Source organism: Amycolatopsis jejuensis (assembly GCF_000717335.1).
Classification (GTDB): domain Bacteria; phylum Actinomycetota; class Actinomycetes; order Mycobacteriales; family Pseudonocardiaceae; genus Amycolatopsis; species Amycolatopsis jejuensis.
Genome location: NZ_JNYZ01000021.1, coordinates 202,876 through 225,752, shown reverse-complemented (window position 1 = coordinate 225,752; position 22,877 = coordinate 202,876). Strand labels below are relative to the sequence as shown.

The window sequence follows — 22,877 nt, the reverse complement described above, 5'->3', positions numbered from 1 at the left end:
TTGCTTCTTGACATCGACTACCGCCGGGGTTGTACTCCTTGTTGAGCGAATGCCCAATAAGGGGAGTGGTCGCAATGAAGCTTTCCTCCCGAACCGGTGCGCAACCTGCGGCGATCGACGTGGCAGGCAAGATCGAAACGCGTGGGATCGAGTACATCCCCGAGAAGGACCGCCACGGCAAGCCGGCGCAGCTGTTTCCGGTGTGGCTGTCCGCGAACGTCGCTTACGTGTACCTGCTGCTGGGCGGAAGCCTGATCGTGCTCGGGCTCGCGCCGTGGCAGGCGTTCGTGGTGCTGGCCATCGGCAACCTGCTGTGGCTGGTGATCGGTCTCCTCGCCATCAGCGGACCGAGCTCGGGCACCCCGAGCGAAGTGATCATGCGCGCGATGCTCGGTGTCCGCGGCAACCGGGTGTTCGGCGCCGGGCTCGGCTGGCTGACCGCGGTCGTGTACGAGGGCCTGAATCTCGCGATCGGTGCGCTCGCCGGGTTCGCGCTGATCGAATCGCTGGGAATTCCGGTGACAGCGCTGGTCGAGGTGCTCGTGGCGGTCGTCATCGGCGTGGTCACGTTCACCATCAGCATCTACGGCCACGCGACGATCGTGCGGGTCAGCGCGGTGTTCACGGTGGTGCTGGGGGTGTGCATGCTGACCCTCGGCGGGTTCGTCACCACCCGCGCGACCCTGCATTCCGTCGAGCCCTTGCACGGCGGCGCGTTCTGGGCCGCGGCACTGAGCGGCGTCGTCCTCGTCGGAGCGGCGCCGTTGTCGTGGGGCTCCAGCGCGGACTATTCCCGTTACCTGCCAACGCATACGTCGAAATGGCGGGTCGCCGCCTGGACGGCTTTCGGGGGCTGGCTGCCGGCCATGATCCTGGGCGGGATCGGAATTCTCGCCGGGACGGTGGTCGACATGAGTGACCCGCAGACTTCCTTCCGCGCCATTTTACCGGGCTGGTTCTATCCGATCTTCCTGTTGATTCTCGTCCTCGGCTCGATCACCAACAACGTGTTGACTGCTTATTCGGCAGGGCTTTCGCTACAGGCGATCGGAGTCCGCATGAGCCGGGCCCGCACCGTTTTGATCGACGCCGTGATCGGTGGCGCGTTGTGTGCCTACGCTTTGCTTTCCGCGAGTTTCCTGACCGGCGTGAGCAATCTGCTCGCGTTGACCGTCGCCTACCTCGCCCCCGCCACGACGGTCTATGCAGTGGACATCGTATTGCGCCGCAACCGTTACGACGGCCACCAATTGCACGACGAACGCCCCGGTGGTCCATTCTGGTACCGCTCCGGTTTCAACCCGGCAGGTGTCGGCGCAGTGGTCATCGGAACCGCCGTCGGACTGCTGTGCGTGGAAACCACGATCCTGACCGGCCCATTCGCCGCCTTGACCGGGACCGATCTGTCCATTGTGGCCGGTCCGATCGTCGCGGGTGTGCTTTATGTCGTGATCGGCAAATCCAGGTTGATGCGCGAAGGGAATCGCTGATGGATTGGTACTCGGTGACGGAAGTCGGCGATGGCCTGTCGTTGATCTCCGAGCCTCAGGTACATCCCTTTCTCCAAGCGAACATCTGGCATCTCCGCGGACAGGAACGTGACGTCCTGATCGATTCCGGCCTTGGGGTCGCCCCTCTTGCCCCGGTAGTGCGGCAATTGTCCGCCCGCGAACCGACTGTCGTCCTCACTCACGCCCACCTGGACCACATGGGCGGGGCGCACGAATTCACCGAGCGGTGGGCACATCCCCTGGAACCCGTCGGCTCTCCTTTACCTGGCTCCTTGGAAAGCGCGGTACTGGCCGAAACTCTCGGCCTGTCCGCCATTCCGCTGCCGCCGTTGCTGATTTCGGCAACGCCGTCCCCCGATTACGACCCGCACGCCTACCAGTTACACCCGGCCCCGGCAACGCACCACCTGCACGACGGCGACGTGCTGGACCTGGGCGGTCGCACCTTGGAAGTCCTGCACCTACCGGGCCACACCCCCGGCAGCATCGCACTCTACGACCCCAAGTCGAAGTCCCTGTTCTCCGGCGACGTGATCTACGACCTGGACGAAGACGACCAGCTACTGGACGACATCCACGGCGCCGACATCCCGGAGTACTGCCACACCATGCGACGGTTGGCAGACCTGCCGGTGGAGGTGGTGTACCCAGGCCACGGCCCGACGTTCGGCCAATCGCGACTACGGGAACTGATCAAGGACTACCTCAGTCGGCGGGATTCTTCGCCTGTCGACGGTTGAGGTTTCGAAACGGGAAACGCCGGGTCGCCCAGTGGTGGGTGACCCGGCGTTTCCGCTGGTTACTGCTGCGGAGGAGACAATGCGGTGTTCACCAGCCCTCGGCTAGTTCCCACGTCGCCCGCGGATCACGTGGTGACTTGCCCACCCACCGGACGAGACGGACCTCTTGAAGCGCATCCAGGCGGGCCTTGGCTGCCGGGCGACTCAGCTCCATTGCTTCGGCAATGTCCCCCGTCCCCAATGGTTGTCCCGCGCTTCGCAGGATGTCGAGGACTTTTTGGCTGCCAGATGGTAGGCGGCCTGCTGTTACGGGGTCGATCCTGGGCAGCGCAGCCAGAATGAGACGCACGCTACCTGCGCTTTGCCGGTAGATCGGATCCGTCAACCCGACTTGCTGCATCGACTCGAAAATCCGCTTGATGCCTTCTCCGAGTTCTTGGCCGATTCTCAGGTCTGCACAGACGCGTGCTATTCGAGGGTTTCGCGCAAATCGACTGATTTCGAGTGGATTTCTGGGGTTTGCGAGTCCGGGGAATCTTCCGGGGCTCTCGATCTCAATTCGATTGGGGTAGATTTCTACCCGTATGTGGTCGCCGGAGAGGCTGTATGAGCGGTGAATAACGGCGTTGACCAGCCCCTCGAGCCAGGCATCGCGGGGAACGATCGGCGCAGCTTCGAATGTCCCACTGGATTGCAGAGAGCGGCGATGGGGAACTAGTTCTTCGATTTTCTGTGTTGCCCTTTGGATAAGGTATGGAATGGGTCCTTCTAATCTTTCGTCAGTTCCCTCTTCGACTCCCAGCCGGGCGCCCGTTCCGCGTTCGTTGGTGAGAAAGCGAAGTACTCGAACATGCGTATTGGGAAACAGCTCGCCAGGGCTTTTTGCGAATAAGAGGTAACCGGCGTTTGTGATAGCGCCCTGTGGTGTGGTGAGGCTGCGGGCTCTGAAAACCCTGGTGGTCTCGTCGCTCGATCCCATGTTTTTCTTGTAGAACTGAACGAGTTGCGCGTCGAGCATCGAGTAGGTCGCGAAGCGGGCAGGGTGGCCATCATACTGGCTTTGGCCCTTGTCGAACTGAAGTTCTTGCTGTTGGGTGAAGTTGAGTTTTCGGCTTTCGTCGCCAATCCTGAGAAAGCAGTCCGATGACTGGGTCTCATGAACGACTTCGCTTGGATCGATCCGAATGACAAGGAGTCTGTCGGAGTTACCTTCGGAGTTGATACAACCGACTTCCTCGAAGGCGGCTCGAACGGGCGGGGTTGTGAAGTCGATTGGCGCCTGGCGAAGTTGGTTCAGCTTTTGTTCGCGCCCCTCGAAACCTTGAACCTGGCCATTATGAAGCCCGACGACAATAGTTCCGCCTTCCGCATTCGCGAAGGCGACCAGCGCCGGTGCCAGATCCTTGGCAGCCATGCGTGACGACTTGCGGTCGAACCACTGGTCCTCGTGGGCGGGTCAGAAGTGCGCTGCCGACTTCCTCGACAGGGCGAGAGAGGGCCTTGTCGATCTGGTTCGCGGTCACGCGTGTACTCTAAACCTCTTCAAGTAGGGGCAGTACGGGCGTCGCGGGACGGGGCCGCCGAGCTTTCAAGTAGTCAGTTGAGAGCGGCGTTTGTGCAGTTCAGGAGCTTGATCGGAAGTTTCAAGTAGGTTTCAAGTAGCCAAGGAAGTAGCTCCATCGCATCGTGCGCCGATGACGCTCGGCGGTCGATCCTGGAACTTGGCGAGCAGAGCAAGTGGCAGACAGGTCGGACTGAGACCGAACGGGAAACGCCGGGTCGCCCAGTGGTGGGTGACCCGGCGTTTCCGCTGGTTACTGCGGCGGAGGATACAGGATTCGAACCTGCGAGGGCGTGAACCCAACACGCTTTCCAAGCGTGCGCCTTAGGCCGCTCGGCCAATCCTCCGTGGGGAAGAATACCGGATGGGGTGGCCGGGTTCCGCAGGTGGTCCGACCTGCGGACGGGGCCTGGCGGCCGGACTGGAGGGGGGCTTCGCTGGTTGCTTCGGCTTGGGCGGGTGGCGGCCGGGCCATCTATCGCGCTCCGTCGACCCCGGAGGCTCAAGCGCGAGGCTGGCGATCCTCGAGTCGGACCATCTCTCACGCTCCGCCGACCCCCGGCGGCTCAAGCGCGGCGAGCCGGGCCGCTCCAGTTGGCCGGGACGAGGCGGGTCAGGCGGGGATCACGTCCGCGACCACGATGGTGATGTTGTCCGGGCCTCCGCCTTCGTTGGCCAGGTCGATCAGGCGCGGGACGACTTCCTCCGGGGTGCCTTCGGCCAGTACGTCGCGGATGGCCGGTTCGGTGGCTCCGGCGGTGAGGCCGTCGGAGCAGAGCAGGTAGCGGTCGTCTGGTTCGGGGGTGAATTCCCATACGTCCGGCTCCGCCGAGCCGGTGCTCAGGAGCGCCTTCATCAGCAGTGAGCGACGTGGGTGGTCGACTGCGTCTTCGGCGGTGATGCGGCCGTCTTCGACCAGCGCTTGGACCAGGGTGTGGTCGCGGGTGATGCGCTGCAGCTCGCCGGCGCGGAGGACGTAGCCCCGCGAATCCCCGACGTGCGCCGCGGCGAAGCGGGTGCCGTCGAAGAGGAGGGTGGTGAGCGTGGTTCCCATGCCTTGCGTTGCGGGAGTTTGCTCGGCCACCTCGGCGAGACGGTCGCCGATTCGCCGGACGCCGTCGGCCAGGAGGGGCGGCAGGTCGAGCGAGGTGAGGTCGAGCGTGCGCAGTTCCGAGTCCAGCGAGGCCAATACGCTGACGGCCGTCGCGCTCGCCACTTCTCCGTGTGGCTGCCCGCCGATCCCGTCGGCCACGACGAGCAGCCGCCCGCTGGCGTACACGGAATCCTCGTTGATACTGCGTCGTCGCCCTGGATCGGAGCCCGCGGAGTAACGCAGGGTGAACCGGGTCTGCTCGGTGACCATGCCCACCATGAAACCATTGGTTGACTGAGTTAACAAGCGAAACGATGGAAACCGTGGTCATCGGCTATCGTGCTGGACATGGCAGACGACGCGGCGGTGAGTACAGCCGAGAGTACGGAGGGGGAGCGGGAGGCTGCGGCGAGCCCGGAGAAGGTGCGCGGGTCGAGGAGTGTGGCCAGGGGGAAGCGTGCTGGGGGGATCGTGGCGGCTAGTCCGGCCACAGTGCGTGGGGAGGCCAGCCGAGTGGCGTTGCGCGGCGCGGTCAGGCAGCACACGGTGCGCGGCGAGGCGAAGCAGTACCCGGTCCGTGGAGCGAAGAGCACCGCAGGCCAAGGGCGCCCCGCTGCAGGGTGCGATGCAGTAGCAGAGCAGAGCGGCGTGGCCCCGCTGGCCGGGAGAAGCGTGCGAAAGCGGTCGAGCTCCCCGAGAGTTGGACGGCGAGTGAGGCTGATCCCGTGAGTCGGAAGCCCAACGCGACAACCACGGCCCCGGACAGCGTTCGCGAAGCCACCGTCACCGCGGCGGACATTGCGCGGCTTGCGGGGGTGCGCCGGGCTGCCGTGAGCAACTGGCGCCGGCGGCACGACGACTTTCCGCGGCCTGTCGGCGGGACTGCGTCCAGTCCGCTGTTCTCCCTCGCCGACGTCCAGGCGTGGTTGCGCGGCCGGGGGCGGCCGTTCGAGCTGGCGCCGATCGACCTGGCTTGGCAGCGGCTGCGCGCGCTCGGTGACGACCTCGGGCTCGGGGCTCGGCTCGCGGCTGCCGGGGACTTTCTCGCTGATCTCACCGGCCTCGACGATCCGGAGTTGCTCACCCTGCTCACCCGGCTGGCGGTGAACGACGGCGCGGCGGCGACGTTCGAGCAGCTCTGCGACCGGTATTTCGAGGCCCATGCCCGCCGGTTGTCCACGACCCCGCCGGTGTTTGCCGACCTGATGGTGCGGCTCACCGGTGCGAAGGGGACCACCGTGCTCGACCCGGCGTGTGGGTTCGGGTCGTTGTTGCTTGCTGCGGAGGCGGCGAGTGCGTGGGGGCAGGACGTCGACCCGGACACGGCGCGCATTGCCGGGATCCGGTTGCGGCTGCATGGCGCGGACACCGAGGTGTACCCGGCGGATGCGTTGCGGGACAACGCTTTCGCGGCCAAGAAGGCCGACGTCGTGTTGTGCGATCCGCCGTTCAATGAGCGTGGCTGGGGGCACGAGGAGCTCGTCGGCGATGCGCGGTGGGAGTACGGCCTGCCGCCGCGGGGGGAGTCGGAGCTGGCGTGGATACAGCATTGCCTGGCGCAGGTCAAGCCCGGCGGCGCGGTGGCGGTGCTGATGCCTGGCGCCGCGGCCGGCCGGCGTAGCGGGAAACGCATCCGGGCCAACCTGCTTCGCTCCGGCGCGCTGCGTGCGGTGTGCACGCTCACCCCGGGCACCGACCTCTGGCTGCTCACCCGGCCCGAACCCGGCCAGCGGTCCCCGGCGACGGTGCTCATTGCCGACACCACTGCGGACGCCGTCGAGCAGGTGTGGCGCGACTACCTCGACGATCCCGAGTCCGGCGAACGCATCATCGACCTGCTCGACGACGACGTCGACCTCACGCCCGCGGGACGGCGCCGCATCACTGACCCTGGGCAGGAATTCCTTCAGGCGCAACAGCTTTTCCGCCGGATCGCGTTCGAGCTGCCAAAGCTGGAACCCGCGGCCGCAGAACCGGCGTACACCACCGTCGGCGAGCTGGTGAAAGCCGGCGCGCTGCAGATCATGCACGCGCCGCCGCGGACGGCCGACGGGGACGAACCCCTTCTGACCACCGACGACGTGCTGATCGGTGGTCCGCCGACCGGTTGTGCCGCTCCTGATCCGGCGGCGGTTTTCGCGCAGGAGCAGGACGTGGTCGCGTCCGTGACCGGCGCCGTGATCGTCCACAGTGGACCAGGGGTACGGCTCGGGCCCGCGCTTTCCCGCTACCGCGTCGATCCGGAGCTGCTCGACCCGCAGTTTCTCGCCGGGTGCCTGCGCGCGGCGGACTTTCCGGTGCACAGCGCGTCGACCCGGATCGATGCGCGCCGGCTCAAGGTGCCGCGGTATTCGCTCGGGACGCAGCGGGCGTACGGCGAAACCTTCCGGGCACTCGCGGACTTCGACCGGGCACTCCGGCAAACCGCAGAAATCGGCCGCGACCTGGTGCGGCTAGGCTTTGCCGCACTCGCCGAAGGACGGCTCAAGCCCGGTGGCGGGTGAGCGCTGTGAGGGGGCCCATGCTCATCGCGGACCGCTACGAGGTCGACGACCTGCCGCTGGGGCGCGGCGGCATGGGTGCGGTGCACCGCGGCCGCGACAGACGCCTCGGCCGGCTCGTCGCGATCAAGCTGCTTCGGCTGCCAGGTGGCGACGAAGAGCTCGAAGAACGCTTCGCGCGCGAAGCGCGGATTCTCGCGACGCTCGACCACCCTGGCGCGCCCACGCTGTACGACTTCGGTACGTACGAAGATCGCTTGTTCCAGGTCATGCAGTACGTCGAAGGCGTGACAGTCGCTGACCTGCTTGCCGAGCACGGTCCACTGCCGGTGCCCTGGGCGGCGGCTATTGCGGCCCAGGCGGCTGCTGTGCTCGCTGCGGCGCACGCTCGCGCGGTGTGTCACCGTGACCTCAAGCCAGCCAACCTGATGCTCTGTCCGGACGGCAGCGTCAAGGTGCTGGACTTCGGTCTCGCAGTGTTGCGCGAAGCGAACGTCGCCCGCTTCACGCGTGCCGGACAGCTGTTGGGTACACCGTCGTACATGGCGCCGGAGCAGATCCAGCGCGGACAAGCGGAGCCGCGAAGCGATCTGTACGCGCTCGGCTGCGTGCTGCACGAGATGCTCACCGGGCGTCAGGTCTTCACTGGGCCCACCGCGTACGCAGTCTTCGACAAGCAGGTGAAAGAACCACCGCCGACAGTCCATGGCGTACCTGCCGAGCTGAACGCACTCCTGGCCGCGACGCTCGCGAAGGCGCCCTCAAAGAGACCGTCCGGTGCCGAAGTCCTGTACGCGCGCCTCGCGCCCTTCGCCCGGGATTTGCCGCCGTTACCCGGATTTCTGCACCCAGCGTCGGTGCCGAGTCCCGCGCGGATGTACGCACGCATGGTCGGTCGCGTGCTCAGCTAGCGCCGACGCGAACCTGGTCCGCCAGCGGCAGACCTCGCCGTTGGATGCGGTAGTAGGTGAAGGCGTTCTGCACGCCGATGCTGATGCCGAGCGTGAGCATGATCGACGAAGACGTCGCTGCGTTGCTGACACCGAGCGCAGCACCGAGGAACCCGAAGCCGACGCGTACGCCGATGGTCGTGAGCCAGAGCAACAGTGTCGCCGGAGAGCCCTTCACGAACGCTGTGCCGTCGCGCTCGGTGAGAGTGGACGAAGCGCTGCGTAGCACGCCCAGCCCCGCGAGGAGCACGACGTCGGCCGACAGCAGCGCGAGTTCTGTACCGGAGGCAGTGCGCAGTACGCCGAGTGCAGAGAACACGCCGACGGCGGTCAGGATGAACGGCAGCGTGACAAGGCGCTTGCGCGTTAGGTGCGTACCCCGCAGCTGCCGGTAGACGACGCGGTAGAAGACGAGAGCCGCGATGGCGACGTAGATGACGATGGTGAGCGGGCCGAGGTTCACAGTGTTCCTTCGCGAGTGAAGTAGGGCTTTCAGACTCGCGCCGTTCCGGGCGGTTTTCTTCGGCGCCGGGGTGGAACCTCGGCTCCACCCGGAGGTGGAGAAGCCGGATCGTGACCTTCGAACCGCAACCACCCGGGGGTATCTGTCGTCTACCTGGTTGACCGGGTCCGGAGCGACCCGGCCTGACCTGGGGGTGCCGGATCGTGAAGAGGTCTCTGGTTGGTGCCGTGGCGGTGGCTGCGGCCTTCGGGCTATCGGCGTGTTCCGGCGGCGGGGCCGCACCGGTCACGGGTGGCGGCGCCGTCGCGGCGGGCGCAAACGTCCCGGCGACCACCCCAGCCCCGAGCACGACCAGCAGCAGCCCACCGAGCACGCCGAGCCCCACCCCCACCACCAGCAGCAGCACCAAAACCACCACCCCGAAGCCCAAGCCGAAGCCGAAGGCCGACCCACCCCCGGCCCCGGCCGGGGTGCCATGCGCGAACGCCGCCGCCGCGGTCGGTACCGCCGCCTGCGTCGACCTCTCCGCGCACCAGGCCTGGCTGCTGCAGGGCGGCAAGGTGATCTACGGCCCGGTTCCGATGCTGCCCGGCCGCAAGGGGTACCCGACCCCGGTCGGCACGTTCCACGTGCTGTCCAAGGAGAAGATGCACTACAGCAAGCAGTTCGACAACGCGCCGATGCCGAACTCGGTCTTCTTCTACCCGGGCGACGCATTCCACACCGGCAGCCTGAAGGTGTACTCGCACGGCTGCATCCACCTGTCCGCGGCGGCCTCGGCGAAGTTCTTCAGCACCCTCCACCTCGGTGACGTGGTCCAGGTCGTGCCGTAACCCAGAGAGGGTCACGGTCGGATAAAATTCACCTGATCGACGCAACCTTGTCCCCCTTCCGAGCGATAAACGGTCGCTCAGAAAGGGGGCCTGGATGGCCTGGCGCAAGCTCCGTTCCCTGCTCATGGCCGCACTCGCGGCCGCGCTCATCCCGGTGGCGGTCACCGCGACCGCAACTCCGGCCGCGGCCGACACCCCGGCACTTCCGCCGGGATTCGTGCTGCGCGACCTGCCCACCGGGCTCGGGAACTACGAGTTCACCGACTTCGCCTGGCTGCCCGACGACAGCGTGCTGGCGCTCGGCAAGTCCGGCGCCGTCAACTGGGTACCGGCCAACGGCTCCGGCGCGCCCGTGCGGATCGCGAACTTCGCCGTGGAGAACCAGGGTGACATGGGTCTCACCAGCATCGCGCTGGCGCCCGACTACCCCACCTCGCACCAGGTCTACCTCAACCGTTCGGTGAGCCTCGGCGGCGGCAACTACGTGATGCGGGCCGCCAAGTTCACCGTCCAGCTCGACGGCTCCGGCCACCCGTCCGGGCTCACCGGCGAGAAGGTCCTCTTCGAGCTGCCCGGCAGCGCCTACTACATCCACGGCCTCGACACCGTGTACCCGGCGCCGGACGGCACGCTGTGGTACTCCATCGGCGACAACGGCGACGCGGGCAAGACCAACCCGGTCGCCTTCGTCGCGCAGGACCTCGACTCGCCGTTCGGCAAGATCCTGCACCTCACGCAGGACGGCAAGGGTGTGCCGAGTAACCCGTACTACAACGCCGCCTCGCCGGATTCCACCCGCAGCAAGGTGTTCGCCAGCGGATTCCGCAACCCGTTCCGCTTCAGCCTCGACCCGAAGAGCGGCCTGCCGGTGGTCGGCGACGTCGGCTGGTACACCTGGGAAGAGCTCGATATCGTGCAACCCGGCGCCAACGCCGCGTGGCCGTGTTACGAGGGCAACCACCTCACGCCGGGTTACTCCACCGACGCGCGCTGCGCCGCCGCGGTGAACACCCCGCCGCTCTGGGACTACCAGCACGGCACCGGTCCGGCGCAGGGCAACAGCGTCACCGGCGGCATCGTCTACGCCGGGACCACGTACCCCGCTGCCTACCAGGGCGCGTACTTCTTCGGTGACTACGCGGGCCAGAAGATCTGGACCCTGCGGTACGACGCGCAGGGCAAGCTCACCCCGGCGCCGACGAGCCCGGCGCCGTTCACGAGCGTCGGCGGCGTCACCCGGATTTCCGCGGCGCCCAACGGCGACATCGTGTTCAGCGACCTCAACTCCGGCCTGCTGCGCCGCCTGAGCTACTCGACGAACAACTCCGCTCCGGTGGCGAAGGCGACGTCCACCACGGACCCGGACACGCGCACGGTTTCCTTCGACGCCAGCGGTTCCTCCGACGTCGATGGCGACCCGCTCACCTACGCGTGGGACTTCGGCGACGGCACCACCGGTACCGGCGTCCAGGCAAGTCACCAATACGGCACGGGTACGTCGTTCACCGCGAAGCTCACCGTCACGGATTCCTTGGGCGCCAAGGGAACCACGACGATCGCGGTCGCGCCCGGCAACCACTCGCCGGTGCTCACCCTGACCGCGCCGGACAAGGACTACGCCGTCGGTGAGCAGGTTTCGTTGTCCGCCAACGCAACCGACACCGAAGACGGCAGCTTGCCGATCACGTGGACGTCGCTCATCCGGCACTGCCCGGACCTCGGCGCCTGCCACGTGCACCCGGCCGACGGCGCCACCGGTCCGACGCTGACCGTGCCGTTCACCGACCACACCGACTCGCGTATGGAGTTCACCGCGACAGTCACCGACAGCGCGGGCGTGCAGGCGAGCAAGACGTACGTCGCGTACCCGCGGCAGCACCGGCTCACGCTGGTCAGCACGCAACCGGCCGCGTTGAGCATCCCCAGCGAGGGCGGCGTGAGCAGCGCGATGGTCACTGAGGGCGCGACCTTCGACGTGACTGCCGCAGCACTCGGTACCGACGGCGCGTCCAAGTTCGCAGGCTGGCAGAACGGACCGGCCACCACGTCGTGGTCGATCACCGTCGGCACCAGCGACACCACGCTCACCGCGAACTACACCACGCCGATCGACCAGCGGTATGCCGCCGAGCCCGCGCTGCGTGCTTCCCTAGGCGCCGCAACAGGTCCTGAGGTCATCGACGGTCCGGTGCATTACCGCGTCTACGCCAACGGCAGGCTGTACTGGACCGCGCAGACCGGCGTGCACCAGATCGGCGGCGACATCCTCGCCCGGTACCTGGCCATCGGCGGCCACCAGCAGTTCGGCCCGCCGACGACCGACGAAACCGCCACCCCGGACGGCGTCGGCAGGTTCAACCACCTGCTCGGCACGCCGGCCAGCCGGACGGCGTCGATCTACTGGACCGCAAGCATCGGCGCGCACGAGATCCACGGCCTGATCCGCGACAAGTGGGCGGCCATGGGCTGGGAACGCGGGCTCGGCTACCCGGTCACCGACGAGTCCGGCACCCCGGACGGCGTCGGGCGGTACAACCACTTCTCCGGCGGGCACTCGATCTACTTCACCCCGTCCACCGGGGCGCACCAGATCGGCGGCGACATCCGGCAGAAGTGGGCCGCGCTGGGCTGGGAACGCGGCATCGGGTATCCGACCACGGACGAATGGGGTACTCCGGACGGCGTCGGCCGCTACAACCACTTCACCGGGAACTCGTCGATCTACTGGACGCCGTCGACCGGCGCGCACCAGATCGGCGGCGACATCCGGCAGAAGTGGGCGCAGTACGGCTGGGAACGCGGCATCGGCTACCCGACGACCGACGAATGGTCGACTCCCAACGGAATCGGGCGGTACAACCACTTCACCGGCAACGCCTCGATCTACTGGAGTGGCGGTACCGGCGCGCACCTGGTGAAGGGCGAGATCCGCAACAAGTGGGCCGCGCTCGGCTGGGAGAAGTCGTACCTTGGCCTGCCGACCTCGGACGAATACTCCATCAGCGGCGGCTTCCGGAGCGATTTCCAGGGCGGGTACATCATCTACCGCAACGGTTACGCGTCCGACTACCGCTGGTGAGAGTTCCGTGAAGGGAACCATCACGGAATCTGATTCCGTGATGGTTCCCTTCACGGCCTTTCAGCGCAGGTCGGCCGGGCGGGTTCCGGTCGAGGCGAGGGGGAGGCCCAGCGCCACGCGTTCGGTGAGCCAGCCGGACGGCCGGTACCGCGGGTCGCCGGTGGCGCGGAGCAGTCCGGTGAGAATGCGCAGCACCTTCTCCGGCCCGACGCGGTCGCCCCACTCCAGTGGGCCGCGCGGGTAGCCGAGGCCGAGCCGTACCGCGGTGTCGATGTCCGCGGGCGCGGCCAGGCCCTGGTCGGCGATGAAGCACGCGGTGTTGATGATCGACGCCAGCAGCCGCTGCGCGATCGGCGCGGGACCGTCGCGCACCACTGTGACGGGAATTCCGGTGGCGGCGAGGGCGCCCCACGCGGCTCGGCCGTACCGCGGGTCGAGTCCGGGATGGACGGACAGCGTGAACCGCGATTCGTAGCCCAGCGCGTCGATTCCGCACACGCGCTCGGGTGGCAGCTCGGCGTGCCGCGCAGCCTCCACAGTGGACTCACCGCGCAGGGTCACCAGAAGCGCGGTGTCCGGGTACGCATCCGGGACGACGTCCACCCCGGCCGCGGACAGGATCCGGGCCAGCCGCTCGTCCGCGGCGTACACCGGCGAGCTCGGCTTCGGCGGCGCCGCCGGCTCCGGCTCGACCTCCTGTTTCCCGTCCACATGCCGGTAAAACCCTTCGCCGGTCTTGCGGCCGAACAGCCCCGCCGCCACGCGCGGACGGGTGAGCCACGACGGGCGCAGCCGCGGTTCGGCGTGGAATCCGGTCCAGATGCTCTCGAGTACCGCGTGCGAGACGTCCAGCCCGGTCAGGTCGAGCAGTTCGAACGGCCCGAGCTTGAGCCCGAGCACATCCCGTGCGATCCGGTCGATTTCCGCCGGTGAGGCCAGCGATTCCGACAGAATCTGCAGTGCTTCGGTGTTGAGCCCGCGGCCCGCGTGGTTGACCAGGAACCCCGGCGCGTCCTTCGCCAGCACCGGTTCGTGGCCCCAGCCGCGTACCAGTTCCAGCGCCTCGCCGGGCAGCCAGTCCGCCGTGCGCGCGCCGGGTACCACCTCGACGAGCCGCATCAGCGGGACCGGGTTGAAGAAGTGCAGCCCCACCATTCGCGCCGGATCGGCCAGTCCGGCGGCGATCTCGGTGACCGACAGCGAGCTCGTGTTGGTGGCGAACACCGTGTCCGGACCGCAGACCTGCTCCAGCCCGGCGAACAGCGTGCGCTTGATCTCGAGGTCCTCGCGGACGGCTTCGATCACCAGGTCCACGCCGTCGGCGGGCGCGAGCGGACCGTCGACCGGAATCAGCCGCTCCTTCGCTACGCGGCCCTGTTCCTCGGTGAGCTTGCCCTTGGTGACCAGCCGGTCGAGCATCCCGCCGATGTACTCGATCGCCGCGCCCACCGCATCCGGCTGCGCGTCCGCCAGCTCCACGGCGACCCCGCCGGTCGCGGCGAGCTGGACGATCCCGCGTCCCATCACCCCGGTGCCGATCACCCGGATCCTGCCGACCCGCCCGGCCCATCCCGTCACGTCGAACCACCTTCCCGTCCTGTCCCGGCGAACCTACAGGCCGACGAAGTCCGCCATCTGCCCAATGAGATGTTCGAAATAGGCATCCGCGGGATCGACGCTGCCGACGTACTGGCCGAACAGCTCGAAGTTGATCGTGCCGAACAGCTGGGTCCACGACGCGATGGCGCGGGTGACGACCTCGGCGGGCGCGTCGAGGTCGAGGATCTCGGTGAGCTGCCCGGCCTGCGCGCGCAGCTCCGCCGACATCGGCGCGGTGACCGCCGGTTCGTGCGGATGCGCGTCCCGCAGCACCGCGATCAGCGCCAGCGGCACCCGGGCAGCGGGTCCGATGGTGTCCTCCGGGGCCTGGTAGCCCGGGATCGGCGAACCGTGGATCAACGCGTACTCGTGCGGGTTCGCGCGGGCCCAGCCGCGGGTCGCGTGCCAGATCGCGCGCCACCGCGTACGAGGGTCGCCGGCGCCGGGATCGGCCAGTTCGGCTGCCTCGCCGACGGCGTTGTACGCGTCCACGATCAGGGCCGTGAGCAGCTGGTCCCGGCTCGCGAAGTAGCGGTACAGCGCCGAGGAGACCATGCCGAGCTCGCGGGCGACGGCACGCAGCGACAGCCCGTGCGCGCCGACGTCGGCCAGCTGGCGGCGGGCCTCGTCCTTGATCTCACGGGTCAGCTCGGCGCGGACCCGCTCGCGGGCGGTGCGGGGGGCAGCAGTCATGCGATCAGTGTGCCTTGTTCGAGAGCGCTGCGCAAAATAGAGAGCACTGCTCTTGACGAAGCATGCCCCGAGGTGTTCACTGTTCTCAACAGAGAGCACTGCTCTCGAAACCGAGGAGGATCTCATGGCTGACGTCGAGAAGCTCACCGCGACCCGGTACCTGGCCCCCGGCGGCGGGACTGCCTGGTTCAACAAGTTCGTGCAGCGGCTCACGAAGCTCGGGCTCAGCGTGTGGGGCAGCCGGGTGCTGGCCGTGCGCGGGCGCAAGTCCGGCGAGGTGCGCGAGGTGCCGGTGAACCTCCTTGCGTACGAGGGCAAGCAGTACCTGGTGGCCCCGCGCGGGCAGACCCAGTGGGTACGGAACCTGCGGGCAGCGGGCGAGGGCGAACTGCGCGTCGGGCGCCGGGTACAGGCGTTCACCTACCGCGAGCTGGCCGACACCGAGAAGCCCGCCCTGCTGCGCTCGTACCTGAAGCGCTGGAAGTTCGAGGTCGGCGTGTTCTTCGACGGCGTGGACGCGTCGGCGTCCGACGAGACCCTGCTGCGGATCGCGCCGGGCTATCCGGTTTTCGAGGTCCTTCCGCGCTGAGTCAGCGCACGCGCTTTCGCCGGACGGTCGCCGCGACGAGCACGACCCCGCCGAGGAACGCCACCAGCCCGATCAGGAACCACAGCTTCTGGCCGGTCATGAAACTGCCCTTGAGCACGCCGGCGCCCTGGAGCACCCACACCGCCCCCACCAGTACCAGCACCACCCCGACTGCCAGCGCGATCCACCGCTTCACCACAGCCTCCTCGGTCCGTGAAGGGAACCATCAGACCAGCAGATTCCCTCATGATTCCCTTCACGGACTTAGCCGCGGCGGCGGGGGCCGGGTTGGGTGGGCTGGGTGACCGAGATGGCGGTGGCGGTGCTGCCCTCGACCTTCGCGACCACGGTGACCGTGTCGCCGGACTTGGGGGTGCCGGTCTCGTCCGTCGCGGAGTTCAAGGTGTAGGTCTGCTTGTAGCCGTCTTTGCTGGTGAGCGTGACGGAGGTGGCGCTGAGTTCAGTGATCGTGCCGGTTTGCAGGCGTTCGGTGACGTACCCGCCGGACGCGTCGGCCACCACGAAATCACCGTGCAACGCCTCGCGCAGGGCGGCCGCACCGCCGCGGCCGCCGAAGCCCCCGTAGCCGCCGGGACCCCCTGGAGCTCCGGCGTTTTGCTGCGCGGACGCGTTGTTCCCGCTTGTCCCCGCCCAGATCGCCACCCCGCCGCCCGCCGCGATCACCACCGCGACCCCCACGGTGATCGCGATTTTACGGCCGGACCACGACTTCTTCGGTGGAGTCGCCGGTGGCGCACCCCAGGTCTCGGGTTGTGCTGGATCGGTCGTCATGGTCACCCTCCAGGTCTGGTCCTCCTGAGCGTCGGCGCGGCCGCTGTGCGGAAGCTGTGCCGGACGTGGGCGGGCGCTGTGCACCCGTGCACAGGGAACGCACAGGTGACGCACAGCTCGACCTGAAGATCGCGCCCGAGGATGGCACCATGAGCAGTGTGAACGCCGCGTCGCCGGGCCGGGGCAAGGCCGAGCTGCGCCGGGCCGACGGCAGCCCGGTGCGAGTGCTCGTGGTCGACGACGAGTCGACGCTCGCCGAACTCGTCTCCATGGCCCTGCGGATGGAGGGCTGGGACGTGCGCAGTGCGGCCACCGGGGCCGAAGCGGTGCGCGTCGGCCGCGACTTCCATCCGGACGTCGTGGTGCTCGACGTGATGCTGCCCGACTTCGACGGCCTCGAGGTGCTACGCCGGATGCGCGCCGAGACGCCGTACCTGCCGGTGCTGTTCCTCACCGCGAAAGACGCGGTGGAAGACCGCATCGCGGGGCTCACCGCAGGTGGCGACGATTACGTCACCAAGCCGTTCAGCCTCGAAGAAGTGGCGTTGCGGCTGCGTGCGCTGCTGCGCCGAGCGGGTGGAGTGTCCGGCGCGACCGGGTCGCAGCTCGTGGTCGGCGACCTGACGCTGGACGAGGACAGCCGCGAGGTCCACCGCGGCGGCGACCTCGTGCCGCTCACCGCCACGGAGTTCGAACTGCTGCGGTACCTCATGCGCAACCCGAAGCGAGTGCTGTCCAAGGCACAGATCCTCGACCGCGTGTGGAGCTACGATTTCGGCGGCCAGGCCAACATCGTCGAGCTCTACATCTCCTACCTCCGCAAGAAGATCGACGCCGACCGGGAACCGATGATCCACACCATGCGCGGCGCCGGATATGTCCTCAAACCCGCCGCGGGCTGACCCGCCCGTGCGACGGCCGTGGTCGTTGCGCCGCAGGCTGATCGTGCAGCTGGCGGCGCTGCTCGCGCTGGTGTGCGTGGTGGTCGGCGTGGTCACCGAATTCGCCCTGCGCGACTTCCTCGTCGGGCAGCTCGACGGACGGCTGGCCGCGGCAAGCGACCGCGGTTTCCGTGGCGCGCCAAGGGCTCCGTGGAACTACGGCGACAAACCGCCGCCGGACCCGTTGCGCGCGCTCGGCCAGGGCGAGGGAACGCTCGCCGTGCAGGTCCACAATGGAACGGTACGGGCGGCCGTGCTCAACCCGACGTCGGGTCCGCTCGGCACGCCGGTCGCCGGTCTTTCCGCGGAGCAGCAACGGATTCTGCTCGCCTTGCCGCCGGATGGCCGACGCCGATCGGTCGACCTCGGCGGGCACCTCGGGGATTACCGGGTGGTCGCCACGTATTCCCCGAGCGGCGACTTCGCGGTGATCGGGCTGCCGCTGTCCGGGGTCACGGAAACGTTGTGGCAGCTGGGATTCATCTTCGGCGGGGTCGCGCTCGGCGGTATTCTCGTGGCCGGGTTCGCCGGTGCGGTCACGATCCGGCGCACGATGGCGCCGCTGGATCGGCTGGCCGCCACGGCTTCGCGAGTGTCCGAACTGCCGTTGGACCGCGGCGAGGTCGCGCTGTCCGAGCGAGTGCCCGAAGTGGACACTGACCCGCGTACCGAGGTCGGCAAGGTCGGCTCGGCGCTCAACCGGATGCTTGGCCACATCGCCGAGGCGCTCGCCGTCCGGCACGCCAGTGAAAGCCGCGTGCGGCAGTTCGTCGCGGACGCGAGCCACGAATTGCGGACGCCACTCGCGGCCATCCGCGGGTACGCCGAGCTCACCCGGCGCAGCGGCGAACAGGTGCCGCCGGACGTCGCCTTCGCGATGAGCCGCGTCGAATCGGAATCGGCGCGGATGACCACGCTGGTGGAGGATTTGCTGCTGCTCGCCCGGCTCGACTCCGGCCGCCCGGTGGTGCACGAACCGGTGGACCTGTCGCGGCTGGTCGCCGACGCGGTCGCGGATTCGCACGTCGCCGGTCCGGAGCACAAATGGCTCCTGGAGGCGCCGGGCGAGCCGATCACCGTCCTCGGCGATTCCGGGCAGCTGCACCAGATTCTGCTGAACCTGCTCGGCAACGCCCGCACGCACACCCCGGCAGGCACCACGGTGGCCACCACTCTGTCCGCCGCGGACGGCTGGGTCACGCTGTCCGTTGTGGACGATGGGCCGGGTATTCCACCGGAAATCCTGCCCGAGGTGTTCGAGCGGTTTGCCAGGGGGGACACGTCACGGTCGCGGGCGGCCGGCAGCACCGGGCTGGGGCTGGCCATCGTCGCGGCGGTGGTGGCCGCGCATTCCGGACGGGTCATGGTCGCGAGCCGTCCGGGCCGGACCGAGTTCGTCGCGCATTTCCCGGAGCTCAGGCAAACGTGACCGACGTGTTGGCCCCGCACAGCACGAAGCACGGCAGGTCCGCGGGGATGCGTCCGGCGAGCCATGCGGCCAGCGGCACTGCGGCGGCCGGTTCCACGACCAGCCGGAACTCGGTCCACAGCCGGTCGCGTACGGCGAGTAGTTCGGCGTCGCTCACCAGCACCGACGTGACCGACGGGCGGTTGAGGATCCCGAACGCCAGCTCGCCGACCCGGGTGGCGCCGAGGGCGGAAGCGGCGACCGAGTCGATCGTGACGTCCACCGGCTCGCCTGCGTCGAGGGCGGCGTGCAGGGCCTGGCAGCGTTCGGGTTCCACCGCGAACACCTGACGCCCGTCCGCCGCGAGCGTTGCGCCGGAAGCGAGCCCGCCACCGCCCACGGCGACCACGATTGCGTCGACGTCCGGTGCGTCCGCCACGATTTCCGCGGTCACAGTTCCCTGTCCGGCAATCACGTCGGAGTCGTCATACGCGTGCAGGTAACGGGTTCCGGGCTCCTTCGCGACGGCGAGCGCGGCGGTCGCAGCTTCGGCGTACGTCGAGCCGTGGCGGACCAGCTTCGCGCCGGTGGCCTCGATCCCGGCGGCCTTCGCCTCGGGAACGGTCTCCGGCACGTACACGACCGCTGGCACGCCCAGCGCCTGCGCGGCAGTGGCGACGCCGAGACCGTGGTTGCCGCCCGACGCGGTCACCACTCGCTCCGGCGCGGGACCGGCGAGCAGAGCGTTCACCGCGCCCCGGAGCTTGAACGAACCGGACCGCTGGAGGTGCTCGAGCTTGAGTACCAGCGGACGGCCGTCGACTTCGGTGCGTAACAGCGGCGTCCGCCGTACGTGTGGCTTGATCCGGACAGTGGCGGAGGCGACGTCGGCCGGGGCAGGTGCGGTGCGCATATCGGGCATTCTCCTCCGGCCGCGCCGCGTGGCTGCGTGCCGCCGCGCGATCGGTCGGGAAACCTGCAGCGTGGACCCGTCATGACGAGAGGGAAGAGGGCATTGTCCAGATCTTGTCGATCTCGCTAAGCTCTGCGCAGACGGTGGGTGGCCGACCCTGTGCGTACCGCGACGAGTACTACTGAGAGTAGTAGCGTCCCGCTGGTATCCCCGTTCGGTGCACTCCTCGCCACGGTCTCGTCAGGGCTCGTCGGGACTTCTCGGGGCTTCTCGGGGAACGGAAGGTGACGTGGATGCGGCACGGCTCGACCCGGTCGCACGATTCCGGTGCGCGGCTGCTCGACCGCGTCGGAATCCGCAGTGTCCAGGCGAAGGTGACTCTGCTGGCCGTGGCCCCGCTGGCGCTGGTCGTCGCGGCGGCCGTACCGCTGGTGCTCCTGCAGGTCTCCACGGTGTCGGCGGCCGACGCGGTCGCGGACAACGCGGCTCGCGCGCAGAAGGTCGGGGCGCTGGCCGGGCAGTTGCAGCGGGAAAGCGTGCTCACCGCGGCGTACGTCGCTGATCCATCGGCCACGGACGCGGCGTTCGTCCGGCAGCAGCGGGCGGTGGACGTGGCGGTGCGCGAGGTGCCCGGGGACGTGCGAGTCGGCACATTGGCGAAACTGCGGCAGAATGCCTTGGGCCGCAAGGTTTCCCTCGCCGATGTGGCGTCCGGCTACGATGCCGTGTCCGTCGGTGTCATCGACGCGCTCGGACTGACCACTTCGGACAAAACGCGGCCGTTGGACGCCTTGCTGCGAGCGAACGAGCAACGCGCGGCCAGGGCGACCGCGCTGATCGCGTCGACCGGCGCCGACCGCGCAAGCCAGCGCGCCGCTGTGTACACGGAGCAGTTCGCACAGCTGGCCGGTGCCGCCGAGGCTGCGAAGGTCACCGCGGTCGAGGCCGGACCTGCCGGTCAGCAGCTCGACCGGCTTGCCGCGGCGCCGGGTCAGGGCGCGCAGTTCGGGTCCGATGTGGTCAGTGCGGCCCAGCAGCTCGCCGACCAGCGCGGCATGGTGCAGGACCGGCTCATGCGCGCGGTTGCCGACGACACTGCGGCTCAGGCGACGGTCGCCACCCGGACCGCGCTGCTCCTTGGCGGCGGCGCGATCGTCCTCTTCGGACTGATCACCGCGTTGTCGGTGCTGACTGCGCGTTCGGTCAGCCGTCCACTCCGGACGTTGGCGACGCAGGCACGCTCCACTGCGGACCTTTCCCGCGCCGAATTCGCCCGAGTCGGCGAGGGGGAGCCGGACGCACCGCGCCGCGCTGGGGTGCAGCTGCTGGCCGGGGCGGCGAAGCGAACCCAGAATCTGGTCGGCGGTCAGCGCACGGTGGTCGATGAACTCACCCGCGCCGCCGACGATCCGGTGCTGCTCGCCGGGCTGCGCCGGCTGGACCACGCCGCGCTGCGGTTGCGGCGTACGGCCGACGGGCTGCTCGTGGTGTCCGGCAGCCGTGACGAATCCCGAGTTGGAGGTCCGATCGAACTCGCCACCGCATTGCGTTCGGCTGCCGCGGAAATCGAGGACGAAGCCCGCGTGCAGCTGGGTGAACCGGCCGAGGTGCTGCTCGCTCCGTCGCTGGGCATCGACCTGGTGCTGCTGTTCGCCGAGCTGTTGGAGAACGCGGCGGCCTTCTCGCCGCCGGAGTCCGAAATCGAGGTGGCGACCGGATTCGGGCCAGGCGGGGAACTGCAGGTGACCATCGCCGACCACGGCATCGGGCTGCCCGAGGACCGGCTCGCCGCGGAAAACCGGCGGCTCGCCGAACCCGCCGGGGAGCCGTCCGGGTCGCAGCTCGGTCTGGCCGTGGTCGCGCGGCTGGCCCGGCGGCACTCGCTCGGCGTCGAGCTGGCGCCCGGACCGGATGGCGGCGTGATCGCGCAGGTCACCGTGCCGCAGGCGTTGTTCACACGGGACGTCGACTTCCGCCACGAACCCGAACCCGTCGGCCTCTTCGAACCAGGGCAGGTGCCGGACCCGCGGCCGTTGCTGCTGCCCGCGCCCGCGATTGCCGCGCTGTCGACACCGACGCCGGCCGGGTTCGGGTGGTTCGCCGACCCGGAACCGGCGTGGCCGGAGACCGAACCGGACGAGGACCTCCCCGTCGCCGGGACACTCGACGTACCCGCCGAAGAGTCCATTATGGACACTGTGGACACAGCGGACCCGTCGCCGACCCAACGATTCACCCCGGTGGCGCCGGAAACCCGCGACGGGGTCGTCCGCCGGGTACCCGGCGCCCAGCTCGCGCCCGCGCTCCGGCTGCCGCAGATCGTCCGTACCCCGTTGCCCCGCCGCGGGTTGCGCGACCCGGCCGCCGAGCGCGCCACCTTCGACGCATTTTCCGACGGCGTGGCCAAAGCGCAGCAAGCCACGGCCGCCCGCCAAGCCGATCAAGGAGGATCATGACCGTCCCCGTCCCTGCCGCCGCGCAGAACTTCAACTGGCTGGTCAACCGCTTCGCCCTGCACACCGCAGGCGCCATCGCCGCGCTCGCGGTGTCGGCCGACGGGCTGCTGATCGCCGCGTCCCATGAGCTCGACCGCGCCGACGCCGACCGGCTCGCGGCCACCTGCTCGGCCATGCTCGCGCTGGCCCAGAGCGTGTCGGAAAGCCATCCGCTCGGCGCGCCGGACAAGGTCGTGGTCGAGCTGGAGCGCGGTTACCTGGTGGTCTGCACCATCAGCATCGGGTGCTCGCTCGGGGTGCTGGCGAACAAGCAGGCGAGCCTCGGCACGATCGCGTACGAGATGGCGATGTTCGCGAACCGGGCGTCCGAGGTGCTCACCCCGGCGCTGGTCGAGGAACTCAAGAACACCGCGCTCGCTTGAGTAATCCGGTGAAGATCCTCGTGCTGGGCGCAGCGGGCGCCGGGAAGACCACGGCGGTGCGCGCCGCGTCGGAAATCGCGCCGGTGCGCACCGACGCGGGTGCCACCACGGCGGCACTCGACTTCGGGCGGGTCAGCCTCGGGCCGCGGCGGCTGTATCTCTTCGGCGCGCCGGGGCAGTCCCGGTTCTGGTTCCGCTGGCCCGATCTCGTGCAGGGCGCCGACGTCGCGCTGGTGGTCGTCGACTCCCGGCGGATCACCGACGCGTACCCGGTGCTCGACGCCGTCGAGGGCCTGCGGATGCCGTTCGCGATCGGGGTGAACTGCTTCGACG

The 22,877-nt window shown here is 68.7% G+C and carries 19 protein-coding genes, 1 tRNA gene and 2 pseudogenes; 12 read left to right on the top strand and 10 right to left on the bottom strand.

Going from position 1 to position 22,877, the window contains the following annotated elements:
• Nucleotides 1–38: 38 nt before the first annotated feature.
• Nucleotides 39–1,490: a purine-cytosine permease family protein gene (locus tag OO71_RS28700; RefSeq protein WP_211260622.1), complete on the top strand. Its 1,452-nt coding sequence runs from the start codon at nucleotides 39–41 to the stop codon at nucleotides 1,488–1,490.
• On the top strand, nucleotides 1,490–2,251 hold the full coding sequence (locus tag OO71_RS28695; protein WP_033293025.1) for an MBL fold metallo-hydrolase: 762 nt from the start codon (nucleotides 1,490–1,492) through the stop codon (nucleotides 2,249–2,251). The genes OO71_RS28700 and OO71_RS28695 overlap by 1 nt, the downstream gene beginning before the upstream one ends.
• Nucleotides 2,252–2,339: 88 nt before the next feature.
• Here the strand turns inward: OO71_RS28695 and OO71_RS49265 are convergent, their stop codons facing one another.
• From OO71_RS49265 to OO71_RS28680, 4 genes and pseudogenes are all read right to left on the bottom strand, one after another.
• The gene (locus tag OO71_RS49265) at nucleotides 2,340–3,230 is read right to left on the bottom strand and encodes an ATP-binding protein (RefSeq protein WP_281178484.1); all 891 of its coding nucleotides are present in this window, start codon (nucleotides 3,228–3,230) and stop codon (nucleotides 2,340–2,342) included.
• Between the two features lie 132 nt (nucleotides 3,231–3,362).
• A pseudogene (locus tag OO71_RS52980) lies at nucleotides 3,363–3,686 on the bottom strand (AlbA family DNA-binding domain-containing protein); the annotation flags it as partial.
• Between the two features lie 388 nt (nucleotides 3,687–4,074).
• Nucleotides 4,075–4,159, bottom strand: a tRNA-Ser gene (locus OO71_RS28685).
• 266 nt (nucleotides 4,160–4,425) lie between these two features.
• On the bottom strand, nucleotides 4,426–5,175 hold the full coding sequence (locus tag OO71_RS28680) for a PP2C family protein-serine/threonine phosphatase (protein WP_084145352.1): 750 nt from the start codon (nucleotides 5,173–5,175) through the stop codon (nucleotides 4,426–4,428).
• Between the two features lie 455 nt (nucleotides 5,176–5,630).
• Between OO71_RS28680 and OO71_RS28675 the strand changes: the two genes are divergently transcribed.
• The gene (locus OO71_RS28675) at nucleotides 5,631–7,409 is read left to right on the top strand and encodes an N-6 DNA methylase (protein WP_051792407.1); all 1,779 of its coding nucleotides are present in this window, start codon (nucleotides 5,631–5,633) and stop codon (nucleotides 7,407–7,409) included.
• Between the two features lie 17 nt (nucleotides 7,410–7,426).
• On the top strand, nucleotides 7,427–8,317 hold the full coding sequence (locus tag OO71_RS28670; RefSeq protein ID WP_033293023.1) for a serine/threonine-protein kinase: 891 nt from the start codon (nucleotides 7,427–7,429) through the stop codon (nucleotides 8,315–8,317).
• On the opposite strand, the gene OO71_RS28665 is transcribed toward OO71_RS28670, so the two are convergent.
• The gene (locus OO71_RS28665) at nucleotides 8,310–8,819 is read right to left on the bottom strand and encodes a hypothetical protein (RefSeq protein WP_033293022.1); all 510 of its coding nucleotides are present in this window, start codon (nucleotides 8,817–8,819) and stop codon (nucleotides 8,310–8,312) included. The two genes, OO71_RS28670 and OO71_RS28665, sit on opposite strands and share 8 nt — an antisense overlap.
• A 203-nt stretch (nucleotides 8,820–9,022) precedes the next feature.
• Here OO71_RS28665 and OO71_RS28660 point away from each other — a divergent pair, with 203 nt between their 5' ends.
• Both OO71_RS28660 and OO71_RS28655 read left to right on the top strand, forming a co-directional pair.
• Nucleotides 9,023–9,652, top strand: a complete 630-nt coding sequence (locus OO71_RS28660; RefSeq protein WP_033293021.1) for a L,D-transpeptidase — start codon at nucleotides 9,023–9,025, stop codon at nucleotides 9,650–9,652.
• A 94-nt stretch (nucleotides 9,653–9,746) separates the two neighbouring features.
• Nucleotides 9,747–12,731: a PQQ-dependent sugar dehydrogenase gene (locus OO71_RS28655; RefSeq protein WP_033293020.1), complete on the top strand. Its 2,985-nt coding sequence runs from the start codon at nucleotides 9,747–9,749 to the stop codon at nucleotides 12,729–12,731.
• A gap of 60 nt (nucleotides 12,732–12,791) precedes the next feature.
• On the opposite strand, the gene OO71_RS28650 is transcribed toward OO71_RS28655, so the two are convergent.
• Nucleotides 12,792–14,309, bottom strand: coding sequence for a 3-hydroxyacyl-CoA dehydrogenase (locus tag OO71_RS28650; protein ID WP_033293019.1), 1,518 nt, complete (start codon nucleotides 14,307–14,309; stop codon nucleotides 12,792–12,794).
• Nucleotides 14,310–14,342: 33 nt separating this feature from the next.
• A complete protein-coding gene (locus tag OO71_RS28645; protein WP_033293018.1) occupies nucleotides 14,343–15,023 on the bottom strand; it encodes a TetR/AcrR family transcriptional regulator in 681 nt (226 codons plus the stop codon).
• Between the two features lie 124 nt (nucleotides 15,024–15,147).
• Here OO71_RS28645 and OO71_RS28640 point away from each other — a divergent pair, with 124 nt between their 5' ends.
• Complete coding sequence (locus OO71_RS28640) at nucleotides 15,148–15,612, top strand: nitroreductase family deazaflavin-dependent oxidoreductase (protein WP_033293017.1); 465 nt, start codon at nucleotides 15,148–15,150, stop codon at nucleotides 15,610–15,612.
• A 1-nt stretch (nucleotide 15,613) separates the two neighbouring features.
• Here OO71_RS28640 and OO71_RS28635 read toward each other — a convergent pair whose 3' ends face one another.
• Together OO71_RS28635 and OO71_RS28630 are read right to left on the bottom strand one after the other, a co-directional pair.
• Complete coding sequence (locus tag OO71_RS28635; protein WP_033293016.1) at nucleotides 15,614–15,808, bottom strand: hypothetical protein; 195 nt, start codon at nucleotides 15,806–15,808, stop codon at nucleotides 15,614–15,616.
• A gap of 68 nt (nucleotides 15,809–15,876) precedes the next feature.
• Complete coding sequence (locus OO71_RS28630; protein ID WP_033293015.1) at nucleotides 15,877–16,404, bottom strand: hypothetical protein; 528 nt, start codon at nucleotides 16,402–16,404, stop codon at nucleotides 15,877–15,879.
• 149 nt (nucleotides 16,405–16,553) lie between these two features.
• Between OO71_RS28630 and OO71_RS28625 the strand changes: the two genes are divergently transcribed.
• Both OO71_RS28625 and OO71_RS28620 read left to right on the top strand, forming a co-directional pair.
• The gene (locus tag OO71_RS28625; RefSeq protein ID WP_033293077.1) at nucleotides 16,554–17,306 is read left to right on the top strand and encodes a response regulator transcription factor; all 753 of its coding nucleotides are present in this window, start codon (nucleotides 16,554–16,556) and stop codon (nucleotides 17,304–17,306) included.
• A complete protein-coding gene (locus OO71_RS28620; protein ID WP_169776579.1) occupies nucleotides 17,281–18,774 on the top strand; it encodes a sensor histidine kinase in 1,494 nt (497 codons plus the stop codon). Before OO71_RS28625 ends, OO71_RS28620 begins: the two co-directional genes overlap by 26 nt.
• On the opposite strand, the gene OO71_RS28615 is transcribed toward OO71_RS28620, so the two are convergent.
• On the bottom strand, nucleotides 18,761–19,666 hold the full coding sequence (locus tag OO71_RS28615) for a threonine/serine dehydratase (RefSeq protein WP_156096569.1): 906 nt from the start codon (nucleotides 19,664–19,666) through the stop codon (nucleotides 18,761–18,763). The genes OO71_RS28620 and OO71_RS28615 overlap by 14 nt on opposite strands.
• A 293-nt stretch (nucleotides 19,667–19,959) precedes the next feature.
• Here OO71_RS28615 and OO71_RS28610 point away from each other — a divergent pair, with 293 nt between their 5' ends.
• The 3 genes and pseudogenes from OO71_RS28610 to OO71_RS52430 all read left to right on the top strand — a co-directional run.
• Nucleotides 19,960–22,122 carry a sensor histidine kinase gene (locus OO71_RS28610; protein ID WP_033293012.1) on the top strand — a complete coding sequence of 721 codons (2,163 nt, stop codon included), beginning with the start codon at nucleotides 19,960–19,962 and terminating at the stop codon, nucleotides 22,120–22,122.
• Nucleotides 22,119–22,544, top strand: coding sequence for a roadblock/LC7 domain-containing protein (locus tag OO71_RS28605; RefSeq protein ID WP_033293011.1), 426 nt, complete (start codon nucleotides 22,119–22,121; stop codon nucleotides 22,542–22,544). The genes OO71_RS28610 and OO71_RS28605 overlap by 4 nt, the downstream gene beginning before the upstream one ends.
• A gap of 8 nt (nucleotides 22,545–22,552) precedes the next feature.
• Nucleotides 22,553–22,858: pseudogene (locus OO71_RS52430) on the top strand (GTP-binding protein); the annotation flags it as partial.
• Nucleotides 22,859–22,877 lie beyond the last annotated feature (19 nt).